The sequence below is a fragment of the Nocardia sp. NPDC004711 genome, assembly GCF_053601595.1.
On sequence record NZ_JBSGCB010000016.1, the window covers coordinates 152,572 to 175,297 of the forward strand.

The following is a 22,726-nucleotide window of genomic DNA, read 5'->3' on the forward strand; positions in this document are numbered from 1 at the left end:
AAGTCACTGTCAGGAATCCACGACTGGACTCACTACGGTTACGAATGGTTCGCTGAGCCGTCACCATTCGAAGGTTGGATGCGAACTGGACGGGCGACCGGGTGTGTTCGCCGCGTTCAATTCCTTTCACTCCTAGCGGGAAGGCACTACCGGAGCATGGGCGTGTTCGCCGGAATCAACAGGCGCGACTTTCTGGCGAAAGCCATGGCCACGGGCGGTGCGGCCTCGCTCGCCGCACTGGCCGGACCGATCATCGAGCGGGCCTACGCCGCCGATCCGGCCGGCATGGGCGGGCTCGGCGACATCGAGCACATCGTGCTGCTCATGCAGGAGAACCGGTCCTTCGACCACTACTTCGGCGCCATGTCCGGCGTGCGCGGATTCGACGACCCGTCCCCGGCCTGGAACCAGTACGGGTACGCGCCCGGCGTCGGCCCGACCGCGGACGGCTTCATCAACCCCTTCCGCCTCGACACCACCCGCGGCGCGACCCTCGACGGCGAATGCATCAACGACCCCGACCACAGCTGGCCGGCCATGCACAAGGCGTGGAACAACGGCCGCAACGATGGCTGGATGCCCATGTCCATCGCCTCCGTCGGCGCCGGAAACGGCCCTGCCGCAATGGGTTACTACACCCAGGACGACATCCCGGTGCATTGGGACCTGGCCAATGCCTTCACCCTCTGTGACAGCTACCACTGCTCGGTGCTCGGCCCGACCGACCCCAACCGCCTGTACTGGGTCTCGGCGACCATCGATCCGGACGGCCTCAACGGCGGACCGCTGCTCGAGACCCCGACGCTGATTCCGCAGAACGCCTACAGCTGGCGCACCATGCCGGAGAACCTCTCCGAGGCCGGCGTCAGCTGGAAGATCTACAACAACCGCGACATCGGCCCGCTGTCCTCGGTGCTGCTGGACGGCATGATGGGCTGCTTCAAGCAGGCCGCCGACCCGAATTCCGAACTGGCGCGGCGCGGTAAGGCCCCGGAGTACCCGAAGGACTTCGCCGCCGACGTGGCCGCCGGTACGCTCCCCTCGGTCTCCTGGGTGATCCCGCCGCTGCTGAACTGCGAACACCCTGCGCTGCCACCGGCTTTCGGTGCGGTCGGCATCATGCAGGTGCTCGACATCCTGACCTCCAACCCGGCGGTGTGGGAGAAGACCGCGCTCATCGTGTCCTACGACGAGAACGGCGGCTTCTTCGACCACGTCACCCCGCCGACCGCGCCCGCTGGCACGCCGGGTGAGTTCGTCACGGTGCCGACGGACAAGAAGTTCGAGGGCATCACCGGTCCGATCGGCCTCGGCTATCGCGTTCCGTGCTTTGTGATCTCGCCCTACAGTCGCGGCGGCCTGGTGGCCTCGGAGACCTTCGACCACACCTCGCAGCTGCGCCTGATCGAGCGCCGCTTCGGGGTCGACGTGCCCAACCTGACGGCGTGGCGGCGGAGCGTGACCGGCGACATGACCTCGGCCTTCGACTTCGCCTCGGCCCCGGACGCCACGAAACCCGCCTTCGCCCCGGCGAATCGGAAGGTCGATGCGGCTGTGGCGCAGTGCGGGCCGAATATCGCCCTGGGCACCGCGACCGTCGGCACGCCCTATCCGGTGCCGCCGAACTCCATGCCCAAGCAGGATCCCGGCACACGGCGGCGGCCCAGCGGAATCGTGTAGGAGTTCCGGTGTCGCTGGGTGCACGGCTGAGCGGCATCACGTGACACGCACGCACAAGGGTGGCTCGGTCCGAATCGGACCGGGCCACTGCGTGTTTCGGGGGAGCGGATCAACCCGGGCGGCGGATCGGCCGGCCGCGCCGGATCAGCCGGCGGTGGCGGGTACCCAGCGCCGCACGACGCGAGTCTCGGGCGACCGTTTTCGCTGGGCCGCGACGCTGTGCCGGGCCGGGTTGAGCAGAGTGCTCAGCCAGGAACGACGGTGCTCGACGAGAGCGGCTGCGACGGCGGGGATCTCGATGCAATGCACGGTGCCCGCCAGGCCCAGACGGTGGCGACCCGTCTGGAGTTTTTTGGTGCCCACTGATGTTCCTTCTCTTGCGTGTTACCGGCCTAAGATCGCCTGCGGCGAACCATAGCCGAACAAAAGTGTGCGTCACCGAATATTGCGCGACATTCACCCCGGCGTGTCGGAATCTTGCCGACATACGGTCCGTATTCGCCGAAAAAGTTGCGAAACGGTCTCACGGGTGTCACGGAATGGCCAACTACTGCACTTGCAGGTGAAACCGCAGCCCGGAGGGGGTAACCCTGATGGGCGCGATGACCGGCGCTGATGCGAGACTGAACGAATGTTGCGAATCGGTCTCACCGGAGGCATGGGAGCGGGCAAATCCACCGTGGCCCGCATTCTCACCGAGCGCGGAGCCGTACTGGTGGACAGTGACGTCATCGCCCGCGAGGTGGTCGCGCCCGGCACCGAGGGGCTGGCGGCCCTGGTCGCGGCCTTCGGTGCGGACATCCTCGCCGCCGACGGCAGCCTCGACCGACCGGCTCTGGCCGCCAAGGCCTTCGCCTCGGACGAGGCCCGCGCCACCCTCAACGGCATCACCCACCCGCTGGTCGGCCGGCGCACCGCCGAGCTCATCGCCGCCGCCCCCGCGGACGGCATTGTGGTGCAGGACATCCCGCTGCTGGTCGAGAACGGCCTCGCGCCCTTCATGAACTTGGTGATCATCGTGGACGCCGCCGAGGAGACCCGGCTGCGCCGCCTGGTGGAGTTCCGCGGCATCGACGAGGCCGATGCCCGCGCCCGCATCGCCGCCCAGGCCACCGACGCCCAGCGCCGGGCCGTGGCCGACGTGCTGCTCGACAACAATGGCGCGACCGGCCTCATCGATGCCGCGGTGCACCGGCTGTGGGACGAGCGCCTGGTTCCCTTCGAACGCAACCTGCGCACCCGCACGCCCGCCGCTCGGCCGGAACTGCCCGTGGCGGAGGCGAATCCGGAGTGGCCCGCGCAGGCCCGGCGGGTGATCGCGCGGCTCGCCGTGGCGTGCGGCGCGGACGCGCGAAGCATCGAACACGTCGGGCCGACCGCGGTGGCGGGCAAACCGGCCGCCGATGTCCTCGACATCCGGATCACGGTCGCCGACGGCGCCGCCGTGGACGGCCTGCGGGATCGGCTGACGGACATCGGTTTCCCGCCGGTCGCCGCGGGGGACGGGCTGCTCGCCGCGTCGGGGGTGGATCTTGCGGCGGGGGAGCGGCTGCACGCGAACGCCGACCCGGGCCGCCCGGTCAATCTGATCGTCGGCGTCTGACCCGGCCGCCGACGCCGCCTCGACGGTAGAGGGGCCGTCTGCACCCCTCGGTGCGGACGGCCCCTCTGTCTCGGGCCTACATCCAGGTCAGCGTGATGCCCTCGGATGCCAGCCAGGCCTCGAAACTGTGGCCGTGCGCGGCGATTCCGTCGATGGTCGCGGTCGCCGACTCGATGGCCTGCTGAGCCTCGGACAGGGTGACGTAGCCGGCGGCATGCGCGGCGAGCAGCTCGTCCACGTCGAGCAGCTCGACCTCGCGGCCCTGGCGTACCACCAGATCCAGGTAGTGGTCGACGGACTTCCACTGCTTCGGGCCCACCTGCGCGAATTCGCCGATGTCGATGTAGTAGTCCTGGTCGCGCCGGTGCGCGGGGGTGAAGTGGAACACGGTGGCGCGGATGGACACCGTTGGCAGCAGCCAGGATTCGATGTAGTGGAACTCGGGATGGTCGGAGGTGCGGGCCATGTACATCCCCCATGGCTCGACCTGGTACCGCTCCACCTGCCGCACGAAACCCTTGGGATCGATATTGGTGAGCTCGTCGATATTGAAGTACTCCACCTTGGGTCGGTGCAGATCTACCGCGGGTGCCCGAGTCATGCCATTCAGCATCGCGTGTCGGGCGGCGGTCGTCCAGGGGAGCGGATGTCGCGTCGCCGGCAGATTGCTGGAATCCGGCGCCGACCGGGGCGAATTTTCCGAAAACGCGATCTGAAGCGGTCGTGTTTCGCTAATGTGCGGCTGCGCCGTTTCGTCGCGCACGACACTCGCCGCGCCTGGGCGGGTGCCTCAACCCAAGGGAAGTACTGCATGAACGCACACACAACCCGTGCTCGCCGGGTCGGCATGGGATTGACGACCTTCGGCGCGGTGGCCGGGACCGTCGTCCTGGTCGCTCCGCAGGCCGGTGCCTGGCCGTCCAATCTGGAGGTCTCGGGCTCCACCCACAATGTCGGCTGCTCCTACACGCTCACCGCGAGCGTCGAGGTCGACCGCCTGACCTCGGTGTCGTTCACCGACAATGGCGTCGAGCTGACGGGCAGCCCGGTGTCGCCCTCGTTGCTGAGCAACAAGGTCACCATCAACTGGACCCCGAGCACCGCCGGTTCGCACGAGCTGAAGGCCACTCAGACCCTCATCTCGAAGTCGATCACCGTGCAGGTGGATCCGGCCAGCAGCTTCGGTAGCTTCGGCTGCGGCCTCAACGGACTGCTGCCGAGCCTGTCCGGCTAGTCGGAGGACGGACAGACCCGTTCGAGCCCGCCCGGTCCGTGCCGCACGGACCGGGCGCGTTTGCCTCTACAGCCAGCTGAGCGTGATGCCCTGGCCGGCCAGCCAGCGGTCGACATCGTGACCGCAGCCGGCGATGCCGTCCACCACGGCGGTGGCCCGCTCGATGGCGAGATGGGTGCGCGCGGTGTCGAAATGCCCTGCGGCATGGGCGCTCAGCAGCTGGTCGATGCCGACCAGCTCGGGTGCCTGGCCCCGGCGCGCCACCACGTGCAGGTAGTGACTCTCGGCCCGCCACTTCTTGGCCTCGCACGGCCCGTACTCGCCGATGTCGAGGTAGTAGGTCTGGCTGCGATCGTGGCCGGGCCGCAGGTGGTAGACCGTGGCGCGCAGCGTGAGCTCGGGCAGCAGCCAGGACTCGATGTAGTGGAAACGTGGGTTGTCCACTGTCCGTTCGACATACAGACCGAACGGTTCTGCATGTAAACGCTCCACGGGGTGGAGAAACCCGCGATAATCGGTCCACGACAGATCCGCGAGATTGAAGTATTCGAGTCTTGGGCGATGCGGAGACACCGCAGGGGTGTTGCCGATCGTGCCGTAGGGATGTGCGCCATTAGTGGAATTCCGCTGTGGCGTATGCAGACCGGTCATCGCCCTGCCTCTTCTCGAATCGTGCGACCAGCGAGCTCAGAGTACACCCGGGAACCGCGATTCAAACCGTCGTGAACCGACTGAGATCTACGCGACACCGCCGACACGAAAACCCTTGGGGTAACGGTCAATTCGGACATTTACCGATGGTTTACGAAACCGTGTGCGTGCCATGGGGAACCGAGCAGCGGCGACGCCGCCGACTCGGAGTTAGACCCCCCGGCAACCGCGCCCGAAGCGACAACTGATTTCGTGAGCCGAGGGTAACTCGCCGGGGACGACCAGAATCGGTTCGGCACCCAACCGCCGGCACGGGTTATCACTGTCAACGGCTCTCAGCCGTCCGCTGAAGACGCGGGGAGGCGGGATTGCGAGGCGGAACTGTCGGTGGGGGGTCCTAGGCTGGGGTCATGGCGTTTGCAACCGAGATCCCGGACGACCTGCCGCTGGCTCATTCCGAGCACCGGCCCATCAGCGACGTCGAGCGCGTCGACGGGCAGTTCCAGGTCGTCAGCGAACATCGGCCGGCCGGTGACCAGCCCGCCGCCATCGAGGAGCTCGAGCGGCGCATCCGGGGCGGCGAGAAGGATGTGGTGCTGCTGGGGGCCACCGGTACCGGTAAGTCCGCCACCACGGCCTGGCTGATCGAGCGATTGCAGCGGCCCACGCTGGTCATGGCGCCGAACAAGACCCTGGCCGCGCAGCTGGCCAACGAGCTGCGCGAGATGCTGCCGAACAATGCGGTCGAGTACTTCGTCTCGTACTACGACTACTACCAGCCCGAGGCCTACATCGCGCAGACCGACACCTATATCGAGAAGGACAGCTCGATCAACGACGATGTCGAGCGGCTGCGGCACTCGGCCACGTCGAGCCTGCTCTCGCGGCGGGATGTGGTGGTAGTCGCGTCGGTGTCGTGCATCTACGGCCTCGGCACGCCGCAGTCGTACCTGGATCGGTCGGTGCAGCTGGAGGTCGGCACCGAGATCGATCGTGATCGGCTGCTGCGCCTGCTGGTGGATGTGCAATACACCCGCAATGACATGTCGTTCACCCGCGGTAGTTTCCGGGTGCGCGGCGACACCGTCGAAATCATTCCCTCCTACGAGGAATTGGCGGTGCGCATCGAATTCTTCGGGGACGAGATCGAGGCGCTCTATTATCTGCACCCGCTCACCGGTGATGTGGTGCGTCAGGTGGATATGGTCCGGATTTTCCCGGCCACCCACTATGTGGCGGGCCCGGAACGCATGGAGCGGGCCGTGCGGGATATCGAAGCGGAGCTCGACGAGCGGCTCGCGGATTTGGAGAAGCAGGGCAAATTGCTGGAGGCGCAACGACTTCGGATGCGCACCCAGTACGACCTGGAGATGATCAAGCAGGTCGGTTTCTGCTCCGGTATCGAGAATTATTCGCGGCATATCGACGGCCGTGCCGCCGGAACCGCGCCGGCCACGCTGCTGGATTACTTCCCCGAGGATTTCCTGCTCGTCATCGACGAATCGCATGTGACCGTGCCGCAGATCGGCGGCATGTACGAGGGCGATATGTCGCGCAAGCGGAACCTGGTGGAGTACGGCTTCCGGCTGCCGTCGGCGGTGGACAACCGGCCGCTCACCTGGGAGGAGTTCGCCGATCGGATCGGGCAGGCGGTGTACCTGTCGGCCACGCCCGGCCCGTACGAATTGGGCCAGACCGGAGGCGAATTCGTCGAGCAGGTCATTCGGCCCACCGGCCTGGTGGATCCGCAGGTGGTGGTCAAGCCGACCAAGGGGCAGATCGACGATCTGGTGCACGAGATCCGGCTGCGCACCGAGCGCGACGAGCGCGTGCTGGTCACCACGCTGACCAAGAAGATGGCCGAGGATCTCACGGACTATCTGCTGGGACTCGGTGTGCGCGTGCGCTATCTGCACTCGGAGATCGACACCCTGCGCCGCGTCGAATTGCTGCGGCAGCTGCGGCTGGGCGAATACGACGTACTGGTCGGCATCAACCTGCTGCGTGAGGGACTGGACCTCCCCGAGGTCTCACTGGTGGCGATTCTCGATGCCGACAAGGAGGGCTTCCTGCGTTCGGCCACCAGCCTCATCCAGACCATCGGCCGTGCGGCGCGCAATGTCTCGGGCGAGGTCCACATGTACGCGGACAAGATCACCGACTCCATGCGCCACGCCATCGACGAGACCGAACGCCGCCGGGCCAAGCAGATCGCCTACAACGAAGAGCGCGGCATCGACCCGAAACCGTTGCGCAAGAAGATCGCCGACATTCTCGACCAGGTGTATCGCGAGGCCGAGGAGACCGAGGTCGAGGTGGGCGGCTCGGGCCGCAATGTCAGCCGCGGCCGCCGCGCCCAGGGCGAGCCCGGCCGGGCGGTGAGCGCCGGTGTCTACGAGGGCCGCGATGTGAAGAACATGCCGCGCGCCGAACTGGCCGATCTCATCAAGGACATGACCGCGCAGATGATGAACGCGGCCCGTGAACTGCAGTTCGAGCTCGCCGGACGACTCCGCGACGAGATCGCCGATCTGAAGAAGGAACTACGCGGCATGGACGCCGCCGGCCTGTCGTGAGAGAAAGCCTGCGGCGCAAGGACCTTCGGCGGGCAGGTGGCCGGCCGGCCGCGCGACCGACGGCAGTGACCCTTGTCATGACCACATGCTCTCGGCCGGGATTCGCGGCAAATCGGTTGGATTCCAGCCGAACGCACGCGCGGATGACGGACAAGGCTCCGCGCCCGGCAGCTGGTCTGCCGGGCGGGGGAGTCGCTTTGTCAGGCCTGCTGGGCCATCCATTCGTTTACCCGGCGTTCGGCCTCTTCGCGGGAGACGTCTTCAACTCGCGTCATGACGATCCAGCGGTGGCCGAACGGATCCATGACGCGGCCGAAGCGGTCGCCGGTGACGAAGGTGGCGGGTTCGGCGACGAAGCGGGCGCCGTTCTCGGAGGCCAGCTTCGAGACGGCGTCCACATCCGGGCAGTAGTGGACGACGCTGGTGTGGACCCAGTCGTCGGCGGGGGCGCGCAGGCCCTCGTCGGGAATGGGCATGCCGACCTGGATGGTGGAGTCGCCGATGAGGAGTTCGGCGTGCGCGGCCTGGCCGTCGGGAAGATCGTTGCGGCTCAGCACCTTCGCGCCGAAGACGGCGGAGTAGAACTCGATGGCCGCATTGGCGTCCGGGACGGCCAGGAAGCAGGTGATGGAGTGGTAGCCCTCGGGGATCGGATTCACTGCGTTGCTCATGCGCACTACTCTCGCCGCCGCGGCGGCGATGGTCTTGTAAGAAAGCGACAGGCGCGATGACCAGTGGAAACACTGCCGAAGGAGGCGGTGGAAGCATTGCCGGAGGCCGGTTCTCGCCGCGGCCGGTGCCGCCGCCGGAGACCGCCAAGGGCATTCTGCGGCCCCGTCAGCAGAACCAGGCCAACAATCACTCCCGGCTGCCCGCAAGCCCGCGGGTGTCCCGCTATGTCGAGTGGTACTGGGCGGTGCGCTGGGATCGCCGGGGCCAGCCGCCCTTCCAGGCCGAGGTGCTGTCGTACCCCTGCGTGAACCTCACCTTCGAGCGCACCCACGAACGCACCGGCGCCTTCGTCACCGGCGTGTGGACCACCAAGTACGTGCGGGAATTGGCCGGGGAGGGTGAGACTTTCGGGGTCAAGTTCCGGGCCGGCGGCTTCGGCGCGTTCACCGGCCTGGACGTCGGGGCACTCAGTGATACCTCGGTCCCGGCAACCGATATCTTCCCGGCGGCCGACGCCCTCGCCGAGGCCGTGCTGGCGACCGCCGATGCCGAACGCCGCCGGGATCTGATCGAGGATTTCCTGGTCGGGGTCCGGCGCGAGGAGGCCGGTGGGGGCGACGACACCGCCTACCGCCAGGTGCTGGCCATCATCGAGGCCATGGAGCATGATCGCGATCTGACCCGGGTCGACCAGGTCACCGAGCATTTCGGCATTCCCGTCCGAACCCTGCAAAGGCTGTTCCGCCGCTATGTCGGTGCGGGCCCGAAATGGGTGCTGCGCCGCTATCGCCTCCAGGACGGCGCACATCTGCTGGCCGAGGGCCGCACCTCGGACCTGGCCGCGCTGGCCGTCGAGCTCGGCTACTTCGATCAGGCGCACTTCTCCAACGAGTTCGCCAAGGAGATCGGGCTGCCTCCGCTCGAATACGCCCGCATCTCGTTACCATCCTGACAACTGCTGGTCCGGGAATAATGTCGGTACCCCAGAAGTTGGTTGCCGTGTCACCCAATGACATATCGATCATCGAAGGAGCGGGCTATGGACGTGCTGGTATTGATCGGACGGATCCTGTTCGCACTGCTGTTCCTCGGCTCGGGCTTCGGGCATTTCGCGCAGCGGAAGACGATGGTGCAGTACGCGCAGTTCAAGGGGGTGCCCATGGCCGAGTTGGCGGTGCCCGCATCGGGTGTGCTGCTGCTGGCCGGCGGGCTGAGCGTGCTACTGGGCGTCTGGGCCGACCTGGGTGTGCTGCTGCTGCTCGTCTTCCTGGTGCCGACCGCCCTCCTCATGCACCCCTTCTGGAAGGAGACCGACGCGGAGGCCAAGCAGACCGAGATGGTCAACTTCAACAAGGACATCGCGCTCGCGGGCGCGGCGCTGATGCTGTTCGCCTTCTTCGCCCACACCGGCGGGGATCTCGGATTGACGCTCACCGGACCGCTTTTCAGCCTCTGATCCGATCCGGGCGCGTTAGTATTGCGCGTCATTGATCGGCCGGAGGGAAGAGGATCGCATGTCCATCCTCAGCGCGATTCTCGGCTGGTTGTGGGCCGAATATCGCGAGCTGTGAGGTAAGGCCAAGTCACTGTATCGCGGGCCGTTCGTTGTGCGGTGTCACAACGAACGGCCCGCGGCCGGTCCGGGGGATATCGGGCTTGTGACGAATCTCCCAGGGAGGCAACACCGTTGGCATATTGTGGGCTACGTCGCGGCGCTCGGGAAATTCGCTGGTAGTCCGGGCTGTCTTCGCGGTGGGAACCGGAATGTGCCCGGATCCGATCACGCCACGGAAGTGTGATGTGTTGCGATATCGAATATTTCCGCCGGTTATGCCGCTATTGTCAGGCGAAGTTGCCGCGGTGAAAACCCCACTGTCGAGGATTCCGCGGCCCCGACCCTTGTACTTGGAGGAGAAATGACCGCCTACCGGACGATCGTCGTCGGTACCGATGGCTCGGACTCGTCGTACGTCGCCGTCGAGCGGGCCGCGGCTCTGGCCGGCGACGAGGGCGCCACGCTGTACATCGCCTGCGCGTATTTCCCGACCGACGACCGCGATGTGGCCGCGGCCGCGGACGTGCTGAAGGACGAGGCCTACCAGGTGCGCGGCTCCGCGCCGACCAGCGAGATCCTGCGCGTCGCGCGGGACAAGGCCGTCGCCGTCGGCGCGGTGAACGTGGTGGAGAAGGCCGTCGTCGGCGAGCCTGTCGAGTCGCTGCTGGACCTGGTGAAGGAGGTGGAGGCCGACCTGCTCGTCGTCGGTAACCGCGGCCTCAACACCCTGGCCGGCCGCCTGCTCGGCTCGGTGCCGTCGGACGTGGCCCGCAAGTCCCGCTGCGACGTGCTGATCGTGCACACCGTGCGCTGAGCGAACCTCCGTTCCAGGAGAGCGGACCCCTTTCAGCGAAGCGGCCGAGCCCCATGTGGGCTCGGCCGCTTCGCTGTTCGCCGTCCTGGTCAGCGCAGCCGGTGCAGGACCTCCGGCAGGTCGGCGGAATGCACGACCGCCAGGCGCTGGGTGGCGCGGGTGAGCGCCACGTACAGGTCGTTGAGGCCACGCGGCGATTCGCCGAGGATCCGGTGCGGTTCGGCCAGGATGACCGCGTCGAACTCCAGGCCCTTCACGTCGTGGACGGTGAGCACGCGCACCGAATCATCGGTCAGGTGAGCGAGTTCCGGGGCCAGGTCGTGCGGCGCGATGACCACGGTGGTGCCGGGATGCTCGGCCTCCGCGGCGATCAGCCGCTTGATCTCGTCGGCCAGCTCGGCGGCCGCCACCCGGGTCGCGGTGGGCTCGAAGCCGGAGTCGCGGACCGAGCGCGGCGCGGGCGCGGCCGGGTCGATGGCGGTCAGCACGTCCGCCGCCACCGCCATGATCTCCGACGGGGTGCGGTAGTTGACCGTCAGCTCGGTGAGCTTCCAGCGTTTGGCCACATAGGGTTCCAGCACCTGCTGCCACGACGAGGCGCCCGCCGGGTCGCCGGTCTGGGCCACGTCGCCGACGGCGGTGATCCAGCGATTCGGGATGCGGCGCATGACCATTCGCCACGCCATGGCCGAAAGCTCCTGCGCCTCATCCACGATGACGTGGCCGTAGGTCCAGGTGCGGTCGCCGGCGGCGCGTTCGGCGGTGGTCTGCCGGGTGCGCACCTGCTGGCGTTCGGCCAGCTGGGACGCGTCGATGAGGTCGTAGGCCATGAGCAGCTCGGGATCCAGGTCGTCCTCGAGATCCTGGGGCGCGGAACCGGTGAGGATGTCGAGCGCGTCCTGGGCCTCGGCCAATTGGGCGCGCCAGCGGCGGCGGGAGCGCTCGCGCTCCTCGCTGTCGTCGATGCCGAGCAGTTCGGCCAGCTCGTCCAGCAGGGGCGCGTCCGCGTCGCTGAACTCGCCGCTGTCGGACCGGTACAGCTCGGCCCGGTCGGCGCGGCTCAGCTGCCCGGCGGCATCGGCCAGGCGCTCGGGGTCGGCCCACAGCCCGCCCAGCACCTCCTGCGGGGTGAGGATGGGCCACAGTCCGGCGATGGCGCGCTGGATCTCGGGATCGGCGCGCATCTCGTCGCGGATCTCGGTGAGATCGGTCTGGCTCAACAGGTTTCGCCCGCCCAGCGGGTTCGAGCCGATGGCGGCGGCCAGCTGATCGGTGAGCGCGTCGACGACGGCGGCGGCGAAGACGGGCCGGGCCAGGTTGTGCGGGCGGCGCGAGGAGCGGGCGCGGCCGCGGGCCTTGGTGGCGATCTTGCGGTCCAGCTCCAGCTGGTGGCCGTCGAAGTAGAGCTGGATCGGCTCCCGGGGCACCTCCTGCCAGTCCCGCACCCCCTTCTTGAGCACCTCGAGCATGTCGAGCGAGCCCTTCAGCTCGCCGGCGCGCAGCGAATCCTCCAGTGTCGCTTGCACTCCCGGATACAGGTTGCCGACGGTGGACAGCAGCACGCCGGTCTCACCCAGCGAGGGCAGCACCTGGCCGATGTAATCCAGGAACGTGGAGTTCGGGCCGATGATGAGCACGCCGGCCTTGTCCAGCTGCTGCCGGTAGGTGTACAGCAGGTAGGCCGCGCGGTGCAGTGCCACCGCGGTCTTGCCGGTGCCGGGCCCGCCCTGCACCACCAGCACGCTCTTGTGCTCCGAGCGGATGATGGCGTCCTGCTCGCTCTGAATGGTCTCGACGATGTCGTTCATGTGCCCGGTGCGGGCGGCATTGAGCGCGGCCAGCAGCGCGCTCTCGCTGCCCACGCCGCCCTCGCCGCCGATCACCCCGGCGCGATGCGCGGCATCCAGGTCCAGGTACTCGTCGTTGACCCCGGTGACCGTGCGGTTGCGCGAGCGAATGTGCCGCCGCCGGGTCACGCCGTCGGGCGCGGCGGTGGTGGCGAGGTAGAAGGGCCGGGCCATGGGAGCGCGCCAATCCAGCAGCAGCGTCTCGTAATCGGCGCTCTCGTCGAGGATGCCGATGCGCCCGATGTAACGGTGCTCACTGTCACCGTTCTCGGCGATGTCGATGCGGCCGAAGCATAGGCCGTGTTCGGCGGCGTCGTACTTGGCCAGGTCCTCGGAGTAGAGCTGGGTGAACGACTCGCGCTCACTACGGGCCTGCGGCGTGCCGCCGGTCTCCAACAGCACGGTGCGCAGCCGCCGCTGGGCGTAGGCGCGCATGCCGTCGAGCTGTTCGTAGAGCTTCGTGAGGTACTGCTGCTCGCGCTCCAGGTCCGGGGAAGCCGCGTTAGCGGAATCGGACACGGAACGCTCCTCGGTGAGGTCGGGCAAAACGGAACTCCTTGTTCACCACGTCCGCCGTGTTGGGTACGGGGCGCGAAGCATCGAGAACAGAGTTGTCTAGTCTAGTTCGCGATTCCCTCGCGCGCCGTACCGCCAGGTAACAGGCCCTGAAACTGCCAGGTTCAGGAGGCGTGGGTGCTGTCGCTGCGGCGTCCGAGGGTTCCGTTCTGATGGTTGGGCGGCTTGGCCTGGTACATGGCCACGTCGGCATCGTGCAGGACGGCCTCCGGGCTGCGATCGTCCCCCATGCACAGGTCCGTCACCCCGATCGAGGCGTCGACCTGGATGCGGTGCCCGCGCGCGATGATCGGCTCGGCCATGGTCTGGCGCAGCCGCGCGATGAGCGTGTCGATATCGTCGCCCAGGGTGCGGCCGGACAGCAGCACCAGGAATTCGTCACCGCCGATTCGGCCCACGATGTCCTCGGAGCGCAGTCCGCGCTGCAGTCGCTGCGCCACGATCTGCAGCACGGTATCGCCGATGGCGTGCCCGAGGGTGTCGTTGATGGCCTTGAACCCGTCGAGGTCGATGAACAGCACGCTGGACACCGGCAGAGTCTCGGTGGTGCCCAGCGCCGCCGCCAGCCGCGACAGCACCAGCGCCCGATTGGCCAGCCCGGTGAGCGGGTCGTGGGTGGCCTGGTACTCCAATTGCCTTCGGCTGGCCCGGAATTCGGTGATGTCGTTGAACGACGACACCGCCGCCGACTCCGGATCGCTGGGATTGAGCAGCCGGCTGTTGGCCGAGAGCCAGCGCCGCTGCCCGTCGGGCCGGTCGAGCCCGAACACGAAGCGGGTCACCGTCTCTCCGGTGGCGAGGGTACGGATCACCGGATACCAGGACGTGGGCATGGGCTGGGCATTGGCGTCCAGCAGGGACAGCGGGATGTCGTAGATGTGGGTGCCGACGAGATCGTCGGAGTCGTAGCCGAAGATGCGTCGTGCGGCCGGATTGGCGGATTCGATGCGCCCGTGCCGGTCGATCACCACCACGCCCTCCTCCAGCTGCGACACCACCGTGGTGAAGAACTGTTCGGCGCGCTGCTGGGCGGCCTCGGCGCGGCGCTGCGCGGTGAGATCGCGCACCACCACCTGGTAGGCGAGGTGTTCGTGCCAGGCGGTGAGCACCGACACGGTCTCCACATCGACGCAGCCGCCGTCGCATCGCATCAGTGTCATCTCGGCGGGGTCGGACGCGGTGCCCGCGATGGTGAGGCGGCGGATGCGGTCGAGCATGGGAGGGACGGAACTTCGTTCGACGAAATTGGTGACCGGTTGCCCGATCACGTCGTCAGGATCTGCGGCCGCCAGCAGCCGCAGCATCGCCGGGTTGGCGTAGACGACGGTGCCACGCTCGTGGACCACGACCCCGTCGGGGCTGTAATCCACCAGGGACCGGTATCGCTGGGCCAGCTGTTCGGCATTGGCCGAGTCATTTGCCCGATCGTTACCCATCACGTCATGCACCCCCTGATCGTCGTTCCGACACGTCACTGGAGCACGGCACCATTCTGTTATCTATAAATTTGCTGGTGCCCCTTGCCGACCGTATTGAATGAGCTGCAGTTCCGCACAGCATCGGCCCGCGAGTGGTGACCATTACGGGCAACGGCCCGAGAGGAGCGATGCAAATGCCAGGCATCATCCCCGTCCCGATGACCGCAGGTCGGCATCAAGATCATATGACCCTGGCCGGCATCGGCGCTGTCACCGGGTACGGCTGGGGCCGCGAAACCCTCTGGAAAGGTTTGCTGACCGGCAAACCCGCAGCCCGGCTCTTTCCAGGGTACGGGCCCGAAGGCGATCGGCAGGGGTGGATCGCCCGCGTGCCGGACGGCGGCGATCCGGAGCTCCCGCCCAGCCGCTACCTACGCGCGGTCATCGGCTCGGCGCGCGAGGCGGTGGCCGATGCGCGCGAACGCGGCTGGCGGCCCGGCCGGACGGTCGGCCTGCTGCACGCCATCGTGCTCGGAGACGCCTGCGAGTGGCGGGACTTCTACACCGTCGACGGCGGGCAGCGGCGCTCGCGCGACTATCTGCGACTACTTCCCTCGACCCCGGTGTCGATGCTGATGAGCGAGTTCGGGTTTCACGGCCCGGCCATGAATGTGACCGCCGCCTGCTCCTCGGCGAACGTGGCCCTGGTCACCGCGCAGCTGTGGCTGGCCCAGGGCATCGCCGACGACGTGCTGGTGGTCGCGACCGACCTGTCCGGGATCCCGGAGATGGTGCAGCCGTTCGTGGTACTGGGCGCGGCGGTGGACGACACCGACCCCCTCGACGCCTGCCGTCCCTTCCAGCAGGGCAGTCGCGGCTTCGGTTTCGGCGAGGCCTCGGTCGCGTTCCTGGCGACACGTGACGCCGAACGGCCCTATGCGGCGATGCTCGGCGGGGCCATGTCCAACGACGGCCACCACGTGATCTCCGTCGAGCCGTCCTACTCCCAGATCTTCGAGTGCGTGCGCCGTGCCCTGGTCGGCGCCGATGTCCATCCCGGCGAGGTCGCGTACCTCAATTCGCACGGTTCCGGCACTGCGCAGTGTGACGCCGCCGAAACCGCGCTGCTGGCGGAGCTTTTCGACGATCGCCCGGCAGTGGTGGCGCTCAAGCCGCTGGCCGGGCACTGCCAGGCCGCCTCGGCCGGGGTCGAAGTGGCCGTCGCGGCACTGGGTTACGAGCGCGGGCTGCTGGTGTCCGCCCCGATCGTGGCGCCCGCGCATCCCAATCTGGTCGACGGCGTCCGGCGCGGCGTCGACGGCATCACGGTGAAGACCGCGCTCGGCATGGGCGGCAACAACTCCGCGGTGGTGCTCGGCCCGGTCGGCTGACGAGATCCGAGATCTCAGTGAGTCGAGAACGGTCGATCTCGGCGAGTCAATGCAGTGGCACCGACCAGTGCAGTTTGGTGCCGGTGCCGTCGCCGCTGGGATCGCGCCGCGGATACACCGCCAGGCTGCCGCCGGACTGTTCGGCCCGCCGGGCCAGGTTGGTCAGCCCGCTGGGGGTGATGTCGTCCGGAATGCCGCGGCCGTTGTCGGAGATCACGATGGTGAGATCGTCGGCCACGCCGATGTCGATGGTGATGGTGTCGGCCCCGGAATGCCGGACCGCGTTCGAAACCGCTTCGCGCACCACGGCTTCCGCATGATCGGCGAGCGCCGGCTCGACCACCGACAGCGGTCCGGTGATGTGCATGAGCGCCCGGATGTCGGTGGCGGTGGTCTGCTGTTTGACCGCGCGTTCGATGCGCTGGCGCAGCCGGGTGCTGTGGCCGTCGCCGCCGTGCAGATCGAAGATGGAGGTGCGGATCTCCTCCACCACGTCCTGTAGATCGTTGATGGCATCGGCCAGCCGTTTCTGCACCTCGGGCACCCGGGCGCGCGGCACGGTGCCCTGCAGGTAGAGCCCGATGGCGAACAGCCGCTGGATGACGTGGTCGTGCAGGTCGCGAGCGATCCGGTCGCGGTCGGTGAGGATGTCGAGTTCGCGCATCCGGCGCTGCGCCACCGCCAGTTGCATGGCCAGCGCGGCCTGATCGGTGAAGGCGGCGATCAGCTCCACCAATTCGTCGGTGTAGGGCGCGGATTCGGCGGCGCGCAGCGTGATCAGCACCCCCAGGGTGGAGTCCGGGGTGTGCAGCGGCAGCACCAGGGCCGGGCCGATATCGGCGATGGGCGTGCCCAGGTCGATGTGGCGGGCGTCGTCGAAGCGCAGCGGGGTGCGAGTGGTGAGGGCCTGCCCGACGGCGGTGGCCGCCGTGCGCACCGCGTGTCCGGCCGGTGGCTCGTCGGGGCCGGACCATTGCGCCACAACGAGTTCGGCGACATCCTCGGGCGCGTCGTCGGGATCAGCGACCACGGCCAGCAGCGCCTGCTGGGAGGCGGTCAGCTCGCGGGCGTGCTCGACCACGTGGGCCAGCACCTTGCTGGGTTCGGTGTCGGCCAGGAATTCGGTGGCGATATCGCGGGTGGCCTCGATCCAGGCCTGCCGGGTGCGGGCCTGCTCGTAGAGGCGGGCATTGTCGACGGCGATACCGGCCGCAGCGGCCAGCGCCTGCAGCAGCACCTCGTCGTCCTCGGTGAAGGGGTGCCCGCCGGATTTCTCGGTGAGGTACAGGTTTCCGAAGATCTCGCCGCGGATCCGCACCGGCATGCCGAGGAAGGTGCGCATGACCGGATGGTGCTCAGGGAATCCGGTCGCGGTGGGATGGCGCGCGAGATCGTCCAGGCGCAGCGGTTCGGGCTTGCCGCGCATGAGGCCGAGCACGCCGTGGCCCTCGGGCAGCGCGCCGATCCGCACCCGGGTCTGCTCGTCGATGCCGTGGAAGATGAACTGGCTGAGCTGTTGTTCGTGCCCGCGCACCGCCAGCGCCCCGAAGCGGGCGTCGACCAGAATGGTGGCGGCGCGCACGATCGTGCTCAGGGTCTGGTCCAGATCGAGGCCGGAGGTGACCGCGAGCATGGCCTCGACCAGCCCGTCGATGCGGTCCCGGGCGTCGATGATCTGTTCGACCCGGTCCTTGACCTCGCTGAGCAATTCGCGTAATCGCAGCTGAGACAGCGTTTCACGCACCGAGTAGGGACCGGTGCGGGGTGTGTCGTGCATGGTTGTCCTGCGGTCCGGCGGATACGACACGGCAAGCGGAATTCTATGCGAGCCGAGGATGCCGAGAGGTTGTCATGCCGAACGTGACTGTCCCGTACGCAATTTCGAGGCCAGCACGGCGGCCTGGGTGCGGCGTTCCATGCCGAGTTTGGCCAGCAGCCGGGACACGTAGTTCTTGACGGTCTTCTCCGCCAGGAACATCCGTTCCGCGATCTGCCGGTTGGTGAGGCCGTCGCCGAGCAGGTCCAGCAGCTTGCGCTCCTGATCGGTCAAACCGGCCAGCGGGCCGTCGAGTTCGGTGCTGCGCCGCAGCCGGTCCATGAGCGCCGCCGCCGCGCGATTGTCCAGCAGCGAACGGCCCGCGCCCACCTCCTTGATGGCCTTGGCCAGCTCCATGCCCTTGATGTCCTTGACCACGTAGCCGCTGGCGCCGGCCAGGATGGCGTCCATCATGGCCTGTTCGTCGGTATAGGAGGTGAGGATCAGGCAGCGCAGGTCGTCGATGTCGGCGAGCAGGTCGCGGCACAGTTCGATGCCGTTGCCGTCGGGCAGGCGGACGTCCAGCACCGCCACGTCGGGGCGCAGCGCCGGGATGCGGGCCAGCGCCTGGGCGACGTCACCCGCCTCGCCGACGACGGTCAGTTCGGGATCCTCCTCCAGCAGGTCGGTCAGACCGCGGCGGACGATCTCGTGATCGTCGACCAGGAAGACTTTGATCACGACGGCCTCCAAGCTCGGGTCGCGGGCGCGCGAAACGGTAGTGGCAAACGTATCTCGCGGGAAGACGCCCGGATACCGCCGAAGGTCCCTAATTTCCGGTGTCCGGACCGTCCGGAATTTGTCCGGTTATTTTTGTCGGAGAATTTTCCCCGAAAGTGGTCTGGTTCGGGACTTTCGGCACTGTCGGGGGTGACATGGGTGTGTTGCCATGGAGACGGGTTGCCGGGGGCGGAACAGGGAGAGCGGGGTCGGCTATGGGCGCATTCGATGTGTGGTCGAGTGGAATCGATCCGGATTTCGTGGTGACCACGCACGGGCCCGTCCCGTCGGGGGAGGTGACCCGGGTGGTGCGCGGATTGGGCAGGATCCTGCGCCGGCACGGGGTCGCGGGGCCGGTGCGGGCACGCCTGCGCTGGCCGGCCGCCGAGGAGGAGACGACGCTGGTGCAGGTGGGTGTCCGGACGCTGGGGAAGGCATTCCGGGTGCAGGTCGCCGGGCCGGGACGGTTCGCGTCCACCTTCGCGCTGGAGCGGCTGGATCTGCGGCTGGGCCGCCCGCCGGACGAATTGTCCCGGCCCTGGCCGGATCCCGCGCGGCCGTCGCTGTCCGCGGTGACCGAGCCACGACCGATCGTGCGGCGCAAGGATTGTCGACTACAGGTGGCCACACCCGCCGCGGCGGCGCGGGTGCTCGATGCCATGGATTACGACGCGCACCTGTTCATCGATGCCGAGACCGGATCCGAGGCGGTGGTCTGCTGGACCGGTCCGCTCGGGGTGCGGACCCTGGGCCGGATGCGCGACGGTGTGCCGGTCCTGCTCGAAGACGAGGCGGTGGCCCGGCTGTGCCTGGGCGGGCTGCCCTATCTGTTCTTCACCGATGCCGATACCCGCCGCGGCCGGCTGCTGTATCGGCGCTTCGACGGCGATCTCGCGCTGGTCACCGCGGCCGGCGCCGAGGACCGCTCGCGCGATCGGGACCGGGATCGGGTGCTGCAGCCGCGGGCCATCACGAGCTGTGTCCGTCGGGCGCTGCCCGGTGTGGCGGGCGTCACGGCCGTGCGGCCGATCGGCGGTCCTAGTCACATCTCGCAATAAACACACTGTGACCAGCGTTTCAGCACGCGTAACCAAACTTGTCGGTGGGTGCCCCTAGCATGGCGTCGGGGGTATGTCTGGATGCTGAAACGTTGGAAGGATGGCCAGTGGCGGATCGCCTGACGGTGCGCGGAGCGCGGGAGCACAACCTCAAAGGGGTCGATCTCGACCTACCTCGCGACAGTCTCATCGTTTTCACTGGTCTGTCCGGGTCCGGAAAGTCCTCGCTCGCCTTCGACACGATTTTCGCCGAGGGCCAGCGGCGGTACGTGGAATCACTGTCGGCGTATGCGCGGCAGTTCCTCGGCCAGATGGACAAGCCGGATGTGGATTTCATCGAGGGTCTGTCCCCGGCGGTGTCCATCGACCAGAAGTCGACCAACCGCAATCCGCGGTCCACGGTCGGCACCATCACCGAGGTCTACGACTATCTGCGTCTGCTGTTCGCGCGCGCGGGCACCCCGCACTGCCCGGTCTGTGGTCATCTGATCGCCAAGCAGACCCCGCAGCAGATCGTGGATCAGGTGCTGGCGATGGAGGAGGGCACCAAGTTCCAGGTGCTCGCGCCCGTGGTGCGCACCCGCAAGGGCGAATTCGTGGACCTGTTCGAGTCGCTGAACTCGCAGGGCTACTCGCGCGTCCGGGTCGACGGCGTGGTGCATCCGCTGACCGATCCGCCGAAGCTGAAGAAGCAGGAGAAGCACGATGTCGAGGTGGTCGTGGACCGCCTCGCCGTGAAGCCGAGTTCCAAACAGCGCCTGACCGATTCGATCGAGACGGCGCTGCGGCTGGCCGACGGCATCGTGGTGCTGGACTTCGTGGATCGCGACGAGCACGCCCACGATCGGGAGCGGCGCTTCTCCGAGCGGCTGGCCTGCCCGAACGGGCACCCGCTCGATATCGAGGATCTGGAACCGCGGTCGTTCTCCTTCAACTCGCCCTACGGCGCCTGCCCGGATTGCACGGGTCTGGGGATCCGCAAGGAGGTCGATCCGGATCTGGTTGTGCCGGACCCGGATCTGAGCCTCAATGACGGCGCGATCGCGCCCTGGTCGCGCGGGCAGACCGCCGAATACTTCACCCGTTTGCTGTCGGGCCTGGCCGAGGCGATCGGCTTCTCCATGGACACGCCGTGGAATCAGTTGCCGCTCAAGGCCCGCAAGGCGGTGCTGGAGGGCAGCTCCGAGCAGGTGCACGTCTCCTACACCAACCGCTACGGCCGCAAGCGTTCGTACTACGCCGATTTCGAGGGCGTGATGCCGTTCCTGCAGCGGCGCATGGACGCCACCGAATCGGAGGCGATGAAGGAGCACTACGACGGGTACATGCGGGACATCCCGTGCCCCGTCTGCAATGGCGCGCGACTGCGGCCGGAGATTCTGGCGGTCACGCTGTCGGCGGGCCCGGAGCGCAAATCCATTGCGGACCTGTCGGATCTGTCCATCGGTGATGCCGCGAAGTTCCTGAACACCCTGACCCTCGATGATCGCCAGGCGGCGATCGCGGCGCAGGTGATCAAGGAGATCCAGGCGCGCCTGGGCTTCCTGCTGGATGTCGGCCTGCAGTACCTGACGCTCTCGCGCGCCGCGGCCACGCTGTCCGGCGGTGAGGCGCAGCGCATTCGCCTGGCCACCCAGATCGGGTCCGGCCTGGTGGGTGTGCTCTACGTGCTGGACGAGCCGTCCATCGGTCTGCATCAGCGCGACAATCGCCGGCTCATCGAAACCCTCACGCGGCTGAAGAATCTCGGCAATACGCTCATCGTGGTCGAGCACGACGAGGACACCATTCACGCCTCGGACTGGGTGGTCGACATCGGCCCGCTGGCCGGCGAGCACGGCGGTCAGGTGGTGTACTCGGGTCCGTACGAGGGGCTGCTGAAGGACAAGGGATCGCTCACGGGCGCTTACCTTTCCGGCCGCGAGCAGATCGAGGTGCCGCTGGTGCGGCGACCCGTCGACAAGCGCAAGCAGCTCACGGTGGTCGGCGCGGTCGAGCACAACCTGCAGAACATCGACGTGAGTTTCCCGCTGGGCGTGCTGACGTCGATCACCGGCGTGTCGGGTTCGGGTAAGTCGACGCTGGTCAACGACATTCTGGCGACCGTGCTCCAGAACAAGCTGAACGGCGCGCGGCAGGTTCCGGGTCGTCATACTCGCGTCAACGGCCTGGACCACTTGGACAAGCTGGTGCAGGTCGACCAGTCGCCGATCGGCCGTACGCCGCGCTCGAATCCGGCTACGTACACGGGCGTTTTCGACAAGATCCGTACCCTGTTCGCGGCCACCACCGAGGCCAAGGTGCGTGGCTACCAGCCGGGCCGGTTCTCCTTCAACGTGAAGGGCGGCCGCTGCGAGGCATGCTCGGGTGACGGCACCCTGAAGATCGAAATGAACTTCCTCCCGGACGTTTACGTCCCGTGCGAGGTCTGCCACGGCGCGCGCTACAACCGCGAGACCCTCGAGGTGCACTACAAGGGCAAGACCATCGCCGAGGTCCTGGATATGCCGATCGAGGAGGCAGCGGAGTTCTTCGAGCCGGTGACCTCCATCCACCGCTACCTCAAGACCCTGGTGGATGTCGGCCTCGGCTACGTCCGCCTCGGCCAGTCCGCCCCCACGCTCTCCGGCGGTGAGGCGCAGCGCGTGAAGCTGGCCGCCGAACTCCAGAAGCGTTCCACCGGCCGCACCATCTACATCCTCGACGAGCCCACCACCGGCCTGCACTTCGAGGACATCCGCAAGCTTCTGGCGGTCATCAACGGCCTGGTCGACAAGGGCAATACGGTCATCGTCATCGAGCACAACCTCGACGTCATCAAGACCTCCGACTGGGTCCTCGACATGGGCCCCGAGGGTGGCTCCGGCGGCGGCTCGGTCATCGCCCAGGGCACCCCGGAGGACATTTCCGAAGTCCCGGAAAGCTACACCGGCCAGTTCCTGAAGCACGTCCTCGCCGCCCAGCCCGCCTCCCTCGCCGAACCCAGGCCGGCAAAGAAGGCAGCGAAGAAGGCTCCGGCCAAGAAGGCGGCCCCCAAGACCGACGCCCAGGCCACCGCCGCCAAGAAGGCAGCCGCCGCCCGCCGCAAGGCCGCCGCCCTCCGCTGACGCCGAGA

The 22,726-nt window shown here is 67.6% G+C and carries 17 protein-coding genes and 1 pseudogene; 10 read left to right on the forward strand and 8 right to left on the reverse strand.

Translation table 11 applies throughout. The annotated features are described in order from the left end of the window. The first annotated feature begins 156 nt into the window (after positions 1–156). Positions 157–1,680 (forward strand): phospholipase C, encoded by a 1,524-nt coding sequence (locus tag ACWEKS_RS18440; RefSeq protein WP_452341194.1) that lies wholly within the window; start codon positions 157–159, stop codon positions 1,678–1,680. A gap of 144 nt (positions 1,681–1,824) precedes the next feature. On the opposite strand, the gene ACWEKS_RS18445 is transcribed toward ACWEKS_RS18440, so the two are convergent. Further along, complete coding sequence (locus ACWEKS_RS18445) at positions 1,825–2,043, reverse strand: hypothetical protein (RefSeq protein ID WP_364619486.1); 219 nt, start codon at positions 2,041–2,043, stop codon at positions 1,825–1,827. A gap of 268 nt (positions 2,044–2,311) precedes the next feature. Between ACWEKS_RS18445 and coaE the strand changes: the two are divergent. Further along, positions 2,312–3,280: pseudogene (coaE, locus tag ACWEKS_RS18450) on the forward strand (dephospho-CoA kinase); the annotation flags it as partial. Positions 3,281–3,359: 79 nt separating this feature from the next. On the opposite strand, the gene ACWEKS_RS18455 reads toward coaE, so the two are convergent. Further along, positions 3,360–3,884 (reverse strand): DUF402 domain-containing protein, encoded by a 525-nt coding sequence (locus tag ACWEKS_RS18455; protein WP_452341195.1) that lies wholly within the window; start codon positions 3,882–3,884, stop codon positions 3,360–3,362. 210 nt (positions 3,885–4,094) lie between these two features. Between ACWEKS_RS18455 and ACWEKS_RS18460 the strand changes: the two genes are divergently transcribed. Next, positions 4,095–4,517: a hypothetical protein gene (locus tag ACWEKS_RS18460; RefSeq protein ID WP_354846146.1), complete on the forward strand. Its 423-nt coding sequence runs from the start codon at positions 4,095–4,097 to the stop codon at positions 4,515–4,517. Positions 4,518–4,583: 66 nt separating this feature from the next. On the opposite strand, the gene ACWEKS_RS18465 is transcribed toward ACWEKS_RS18460, so the two are convergent. Next, a complete protein-coding gene (locus ACWEKS_RS18465; RefSeq protein WP_354846149.1) occupies positions 4,584–4,961 on the reverse strand; it encodes a DUF402 domain-containing protein in 378 nt (125 codons plus the stop codon). Positions 4,962–5,578: 617 nt separating this feature from the next. Here ACWEKS_RS18465 and uvrB point away from each other — a divergent pair. After that, the gene (gene uvrB, locus ACWEKS_RS18470) at positions 5,579–7,744 is read left to right on the forward strand and encodes an excinuclease ABC subunit UvrB (RefSeq protein WP_364619473.1); all 2,166 of its coding nucleotides are present in this window, start codon (positions 5,579–5,581) and stop codon (positions 7,742–7,744) included. 200 nt (positions 7,745–7,944) lie between these two features. On the opposite strand, the gene ACWEKS_RS18475 is transcribed toward uvrB, so the two are convergent. Beyond that, on the reverse strand, positions 7,945–8,415 hold the full coding sequence (locus tag ACWEKS_RS18475) for a VOC family protein (RefSeq protein WP_364619470.1): 471 nt from the start codon (positions 8,413–8,415) through the stop codon (positions 7,945–7,947). Positions 8,416–8,471: 56 nt separating this feature from the next. Between ACWEKS_RS18475 and ACWEKS_RS18480 the strand changes: the two genes are divergently transcribed. The 3 genes from ACWEKS_RS18480 to ACWEKS_RS18490 all read left to right on the forward strand — a co-directional run bounded on the left by ACWEKS_RS18480 (position 8,472) and on the right by ACWEKS_RS18490 (position 10,785). Continuing rightward, complete coding sequence (locus ACWEKS_RS18480) at positions 8,472–9,368, forward strand: AraC family transcriptional regulator (protein ID WP_452341196.1); 897 nt, start codon at positions 8,472–8,474, stop codon at positions 9,366–9,368. 87 nt (positions 9,369–9,455) lie between these two features. Next, entirely contained in the window at positions 9,456–9,872 is a 417-nt protein-coding gene (locus ACWEKS_RS18485; RefSeq protein ID WP_452341197.1) for a DoxX family protein, read from the forward strand. A gap of 460 nt (positions 9,873–10,332) precedes the next feature. Next, positions 10,333–10,785, forward strand: a complete 453-nt coding sequence (locus ACWEKS_RS18490) for a universal stress protein (RefSeq protein WP_354846161.1) — start codon at positions 10,333–10,335, stop codon at positions 10,783–10,785. Between the two features lie 89 nt (positions 10,786–10,874). On the opposite strand, the gene ACWEKS_RS18495 is transcribed toward ACWEKS_RS18490, so the two are convergent. Both ACWEKS_RS18495 and ACWEKS_RS18500 read right to left on the reverse strand, forming a co-directional pair. Further along, complete coding sequence (locus ACWEKS_RS18495; RefSeq protein WP_452341198.1) at positions 10,875–13,151, reverse strand: HelD family protein; 2,277 nt, start codon at positions 13,149–13,151, stop codon at positions 10,875–10,877. A 161-nt stretch (positions 13,152–13,312) separates the two neighbouring features. After that, the gene (locus ACWEKS_RS18500) at positions 13,313–14,644 is read right to left on the reverse strand and encodes a diguanylate cyclase domain-containing protein (protein ID WP_452341225.1); all 1,332 of its coding nucleotides are present in this window, start codon (positions 14,642–14,644) and stop codon (positions 13,313–13,315) included. Between the two features lie 176 nt (positions 14,645–14,820). Between ACWEKS_RS18500 and ACWEKS_RS18505 the strand changes: the two genes are divergently transcribed. Beyond that, complete coding sequence (locus ACWEKS_RS18505) at positions 14,821–16,017, forward strand: beta-ketoacyl synthase N-terminal-like domain-containing protein (protein ID WP_452341199.1); 1,197 nt, start codon at positions 14,821–14,823, stop codon at positions 16,015–16,017. A gap of 46 nt (positions 16,018–16,063) precedes the next feature. On the opposite strand, the gene ACWEKS_RS18510 is transcribed toward ACWEKS_RS18505, so the two are convergent. Both ACWEKS_RS18510 and ACWEKS_RS18515 read right to left on the reverse strand, forming a co-directional pair. Further along, complete coding sequence (locus ACWEKS_RS18510; protein ID WP_452341200.1) at positions 16,064–17,794, reverse strand: GAF domain-containing sensor histidine kinase; 1,731 nt, start codon at positions 17,792–17,794, stop codon at positions 16,064–16,066. 72 nt (positions 17,795–17,866) lie between these two features. Then, on the reverse strand, positions 17,867–18,514 hold the full coding sequence (locus tag ACWEKS_RS18515; protein WP_452341201.1) for a response regulator transcription factor: 648 nt from the start codon (positions 18,512–18,514) through the stop codon (positions 17,867–17,869). Between the two features lie 254 nt (positions 18,515–18,768). Between ACWEKS_RS18515 and ACWEKS_RS18520 the strand changes: the two genes are divergently transcribed. Together ACWEKS_RS18520 and uvrA are read left to right on the forward strand one after the other, a co-directional pair. Next, positions 18,769–19,611, forward strand: coding sequence for a sigma 54 modulation/S30EA ribosomal C-terminal domain-containing protein (locus ACWEKS_RS18520; RefSeq protein ID WP_452341202.1), 843 nt, complete (start codon positions 18,769–18,771; stop codon positions 19,609–19,611). Positions 19,612–19,718: 107 nt separating this feature from the next. Further along, positions 19,719–22,718 (forward strand): excinuclease ABC subunit UvrA, encoded by a 3,000-nt coding sequence (gene uvrA, locus ACWEKS_RS18525; protein WP_452341203.1) that lies wholly within the window; start codon positions 19,719–19,721, stop codon positions 22,716–22,718. The last annotated feature ends 8 nt before the right edge of the window (positions 22,719–22,726 follow it).

What these genes read in the sequence shown, in the direction of transcription:
- ACWEKS_RS18485 (WP_452341197.1), top strand. Translation starts at nt 9,456, where the DNA reads ATGGACGTGCTGGTATTGATCGGACGGATCCTGTTCGCACTGCTGTTC.
- ACWEKS_RS18480 (WP_452341196.1), top strand. Translation starts at nt 8,472, where the DNA reads ATGACCAGTGGAAACACTGCCGAAGGAGGCGGTGGAAGCATTGCCGGA.
- ACWEKS_RS18510 (WP_452341200.1), bottom strand. Translation starts at nt 17,794, where the DNA reads ATGCACGACACACCCCGCACCGGTCCCTACTCGGTGCGTGAAACGCTG.
- ACWEKS_RS18475 (WP_364619470.1), bottom strand. Translation starts at nt 8,415, where the DNA reads ATGAGCAACGCAGTGAATCCGATCCCCGAGGGCTACCACTCCATCACC.
- ACWEKS_RS18440 (WP_452341194.1), top strand. Translation starts at nt 157, where the DNA reads ATGGGCGTGTTCGCCGGAATCAACAGGCGCGACTTTCTGGCGAAAGCC.
- ACWEKS_RS18460 (WP_354846146.1), top strand. Translation starts at nt 4,095, where the DNA reads ATGAACGCACACACAACCCGTGCTCGCCGGGTCGGCATGGGATTGACG.
- uvrB (WP_364619473.1), top strand. Translation starts at nt 5,579, where the DNA reads ATGGCGTTTGCAACCGAGATCCCGGACGACCTGCCGCTGGCTCATTCC.
- ACWEKS_RS18455 (WP_452341195.1), bottom strand. Translation starts at nt 3,884, where the DNA reads ATGACTCGGGCACCCGCGGTAGATCTGCACCGACCCAAGGTGGAGTAC.
- ACWEKS_RS18520 (WP_452341202.1), top strand. Translation starts at nt 18,769, where the DNA reads ATGGGCGCATTCGATGTGTGGTCGAGTGGAATCGATCCGGATTTCGTG.
- ACWEKS_RS18500 (WP_452341225.1), bottom strand. Translation starts at nt 14,644, where the DNA reads ATGGGTAACGATCGGGCAAATGACTCGGCCAATGCCGAACAGCTGGCC.
- ACWEKS_RS18505 (WP_452341199.1), top strand. Translation starts at nt 14,821, where the DNA reads ATGCCAGGCATCATCCCCGTCCCGATGACCGCAGGTCGGCATCAAGAT.
- ACWEKS_RS18490 (WP_354846161.1), top strand. Translation starts at nt 10,333, where the DNA reads ATGACCGCCTACCGGACGATCGTCGTCGGTACCGATGGCTCGGACTCG.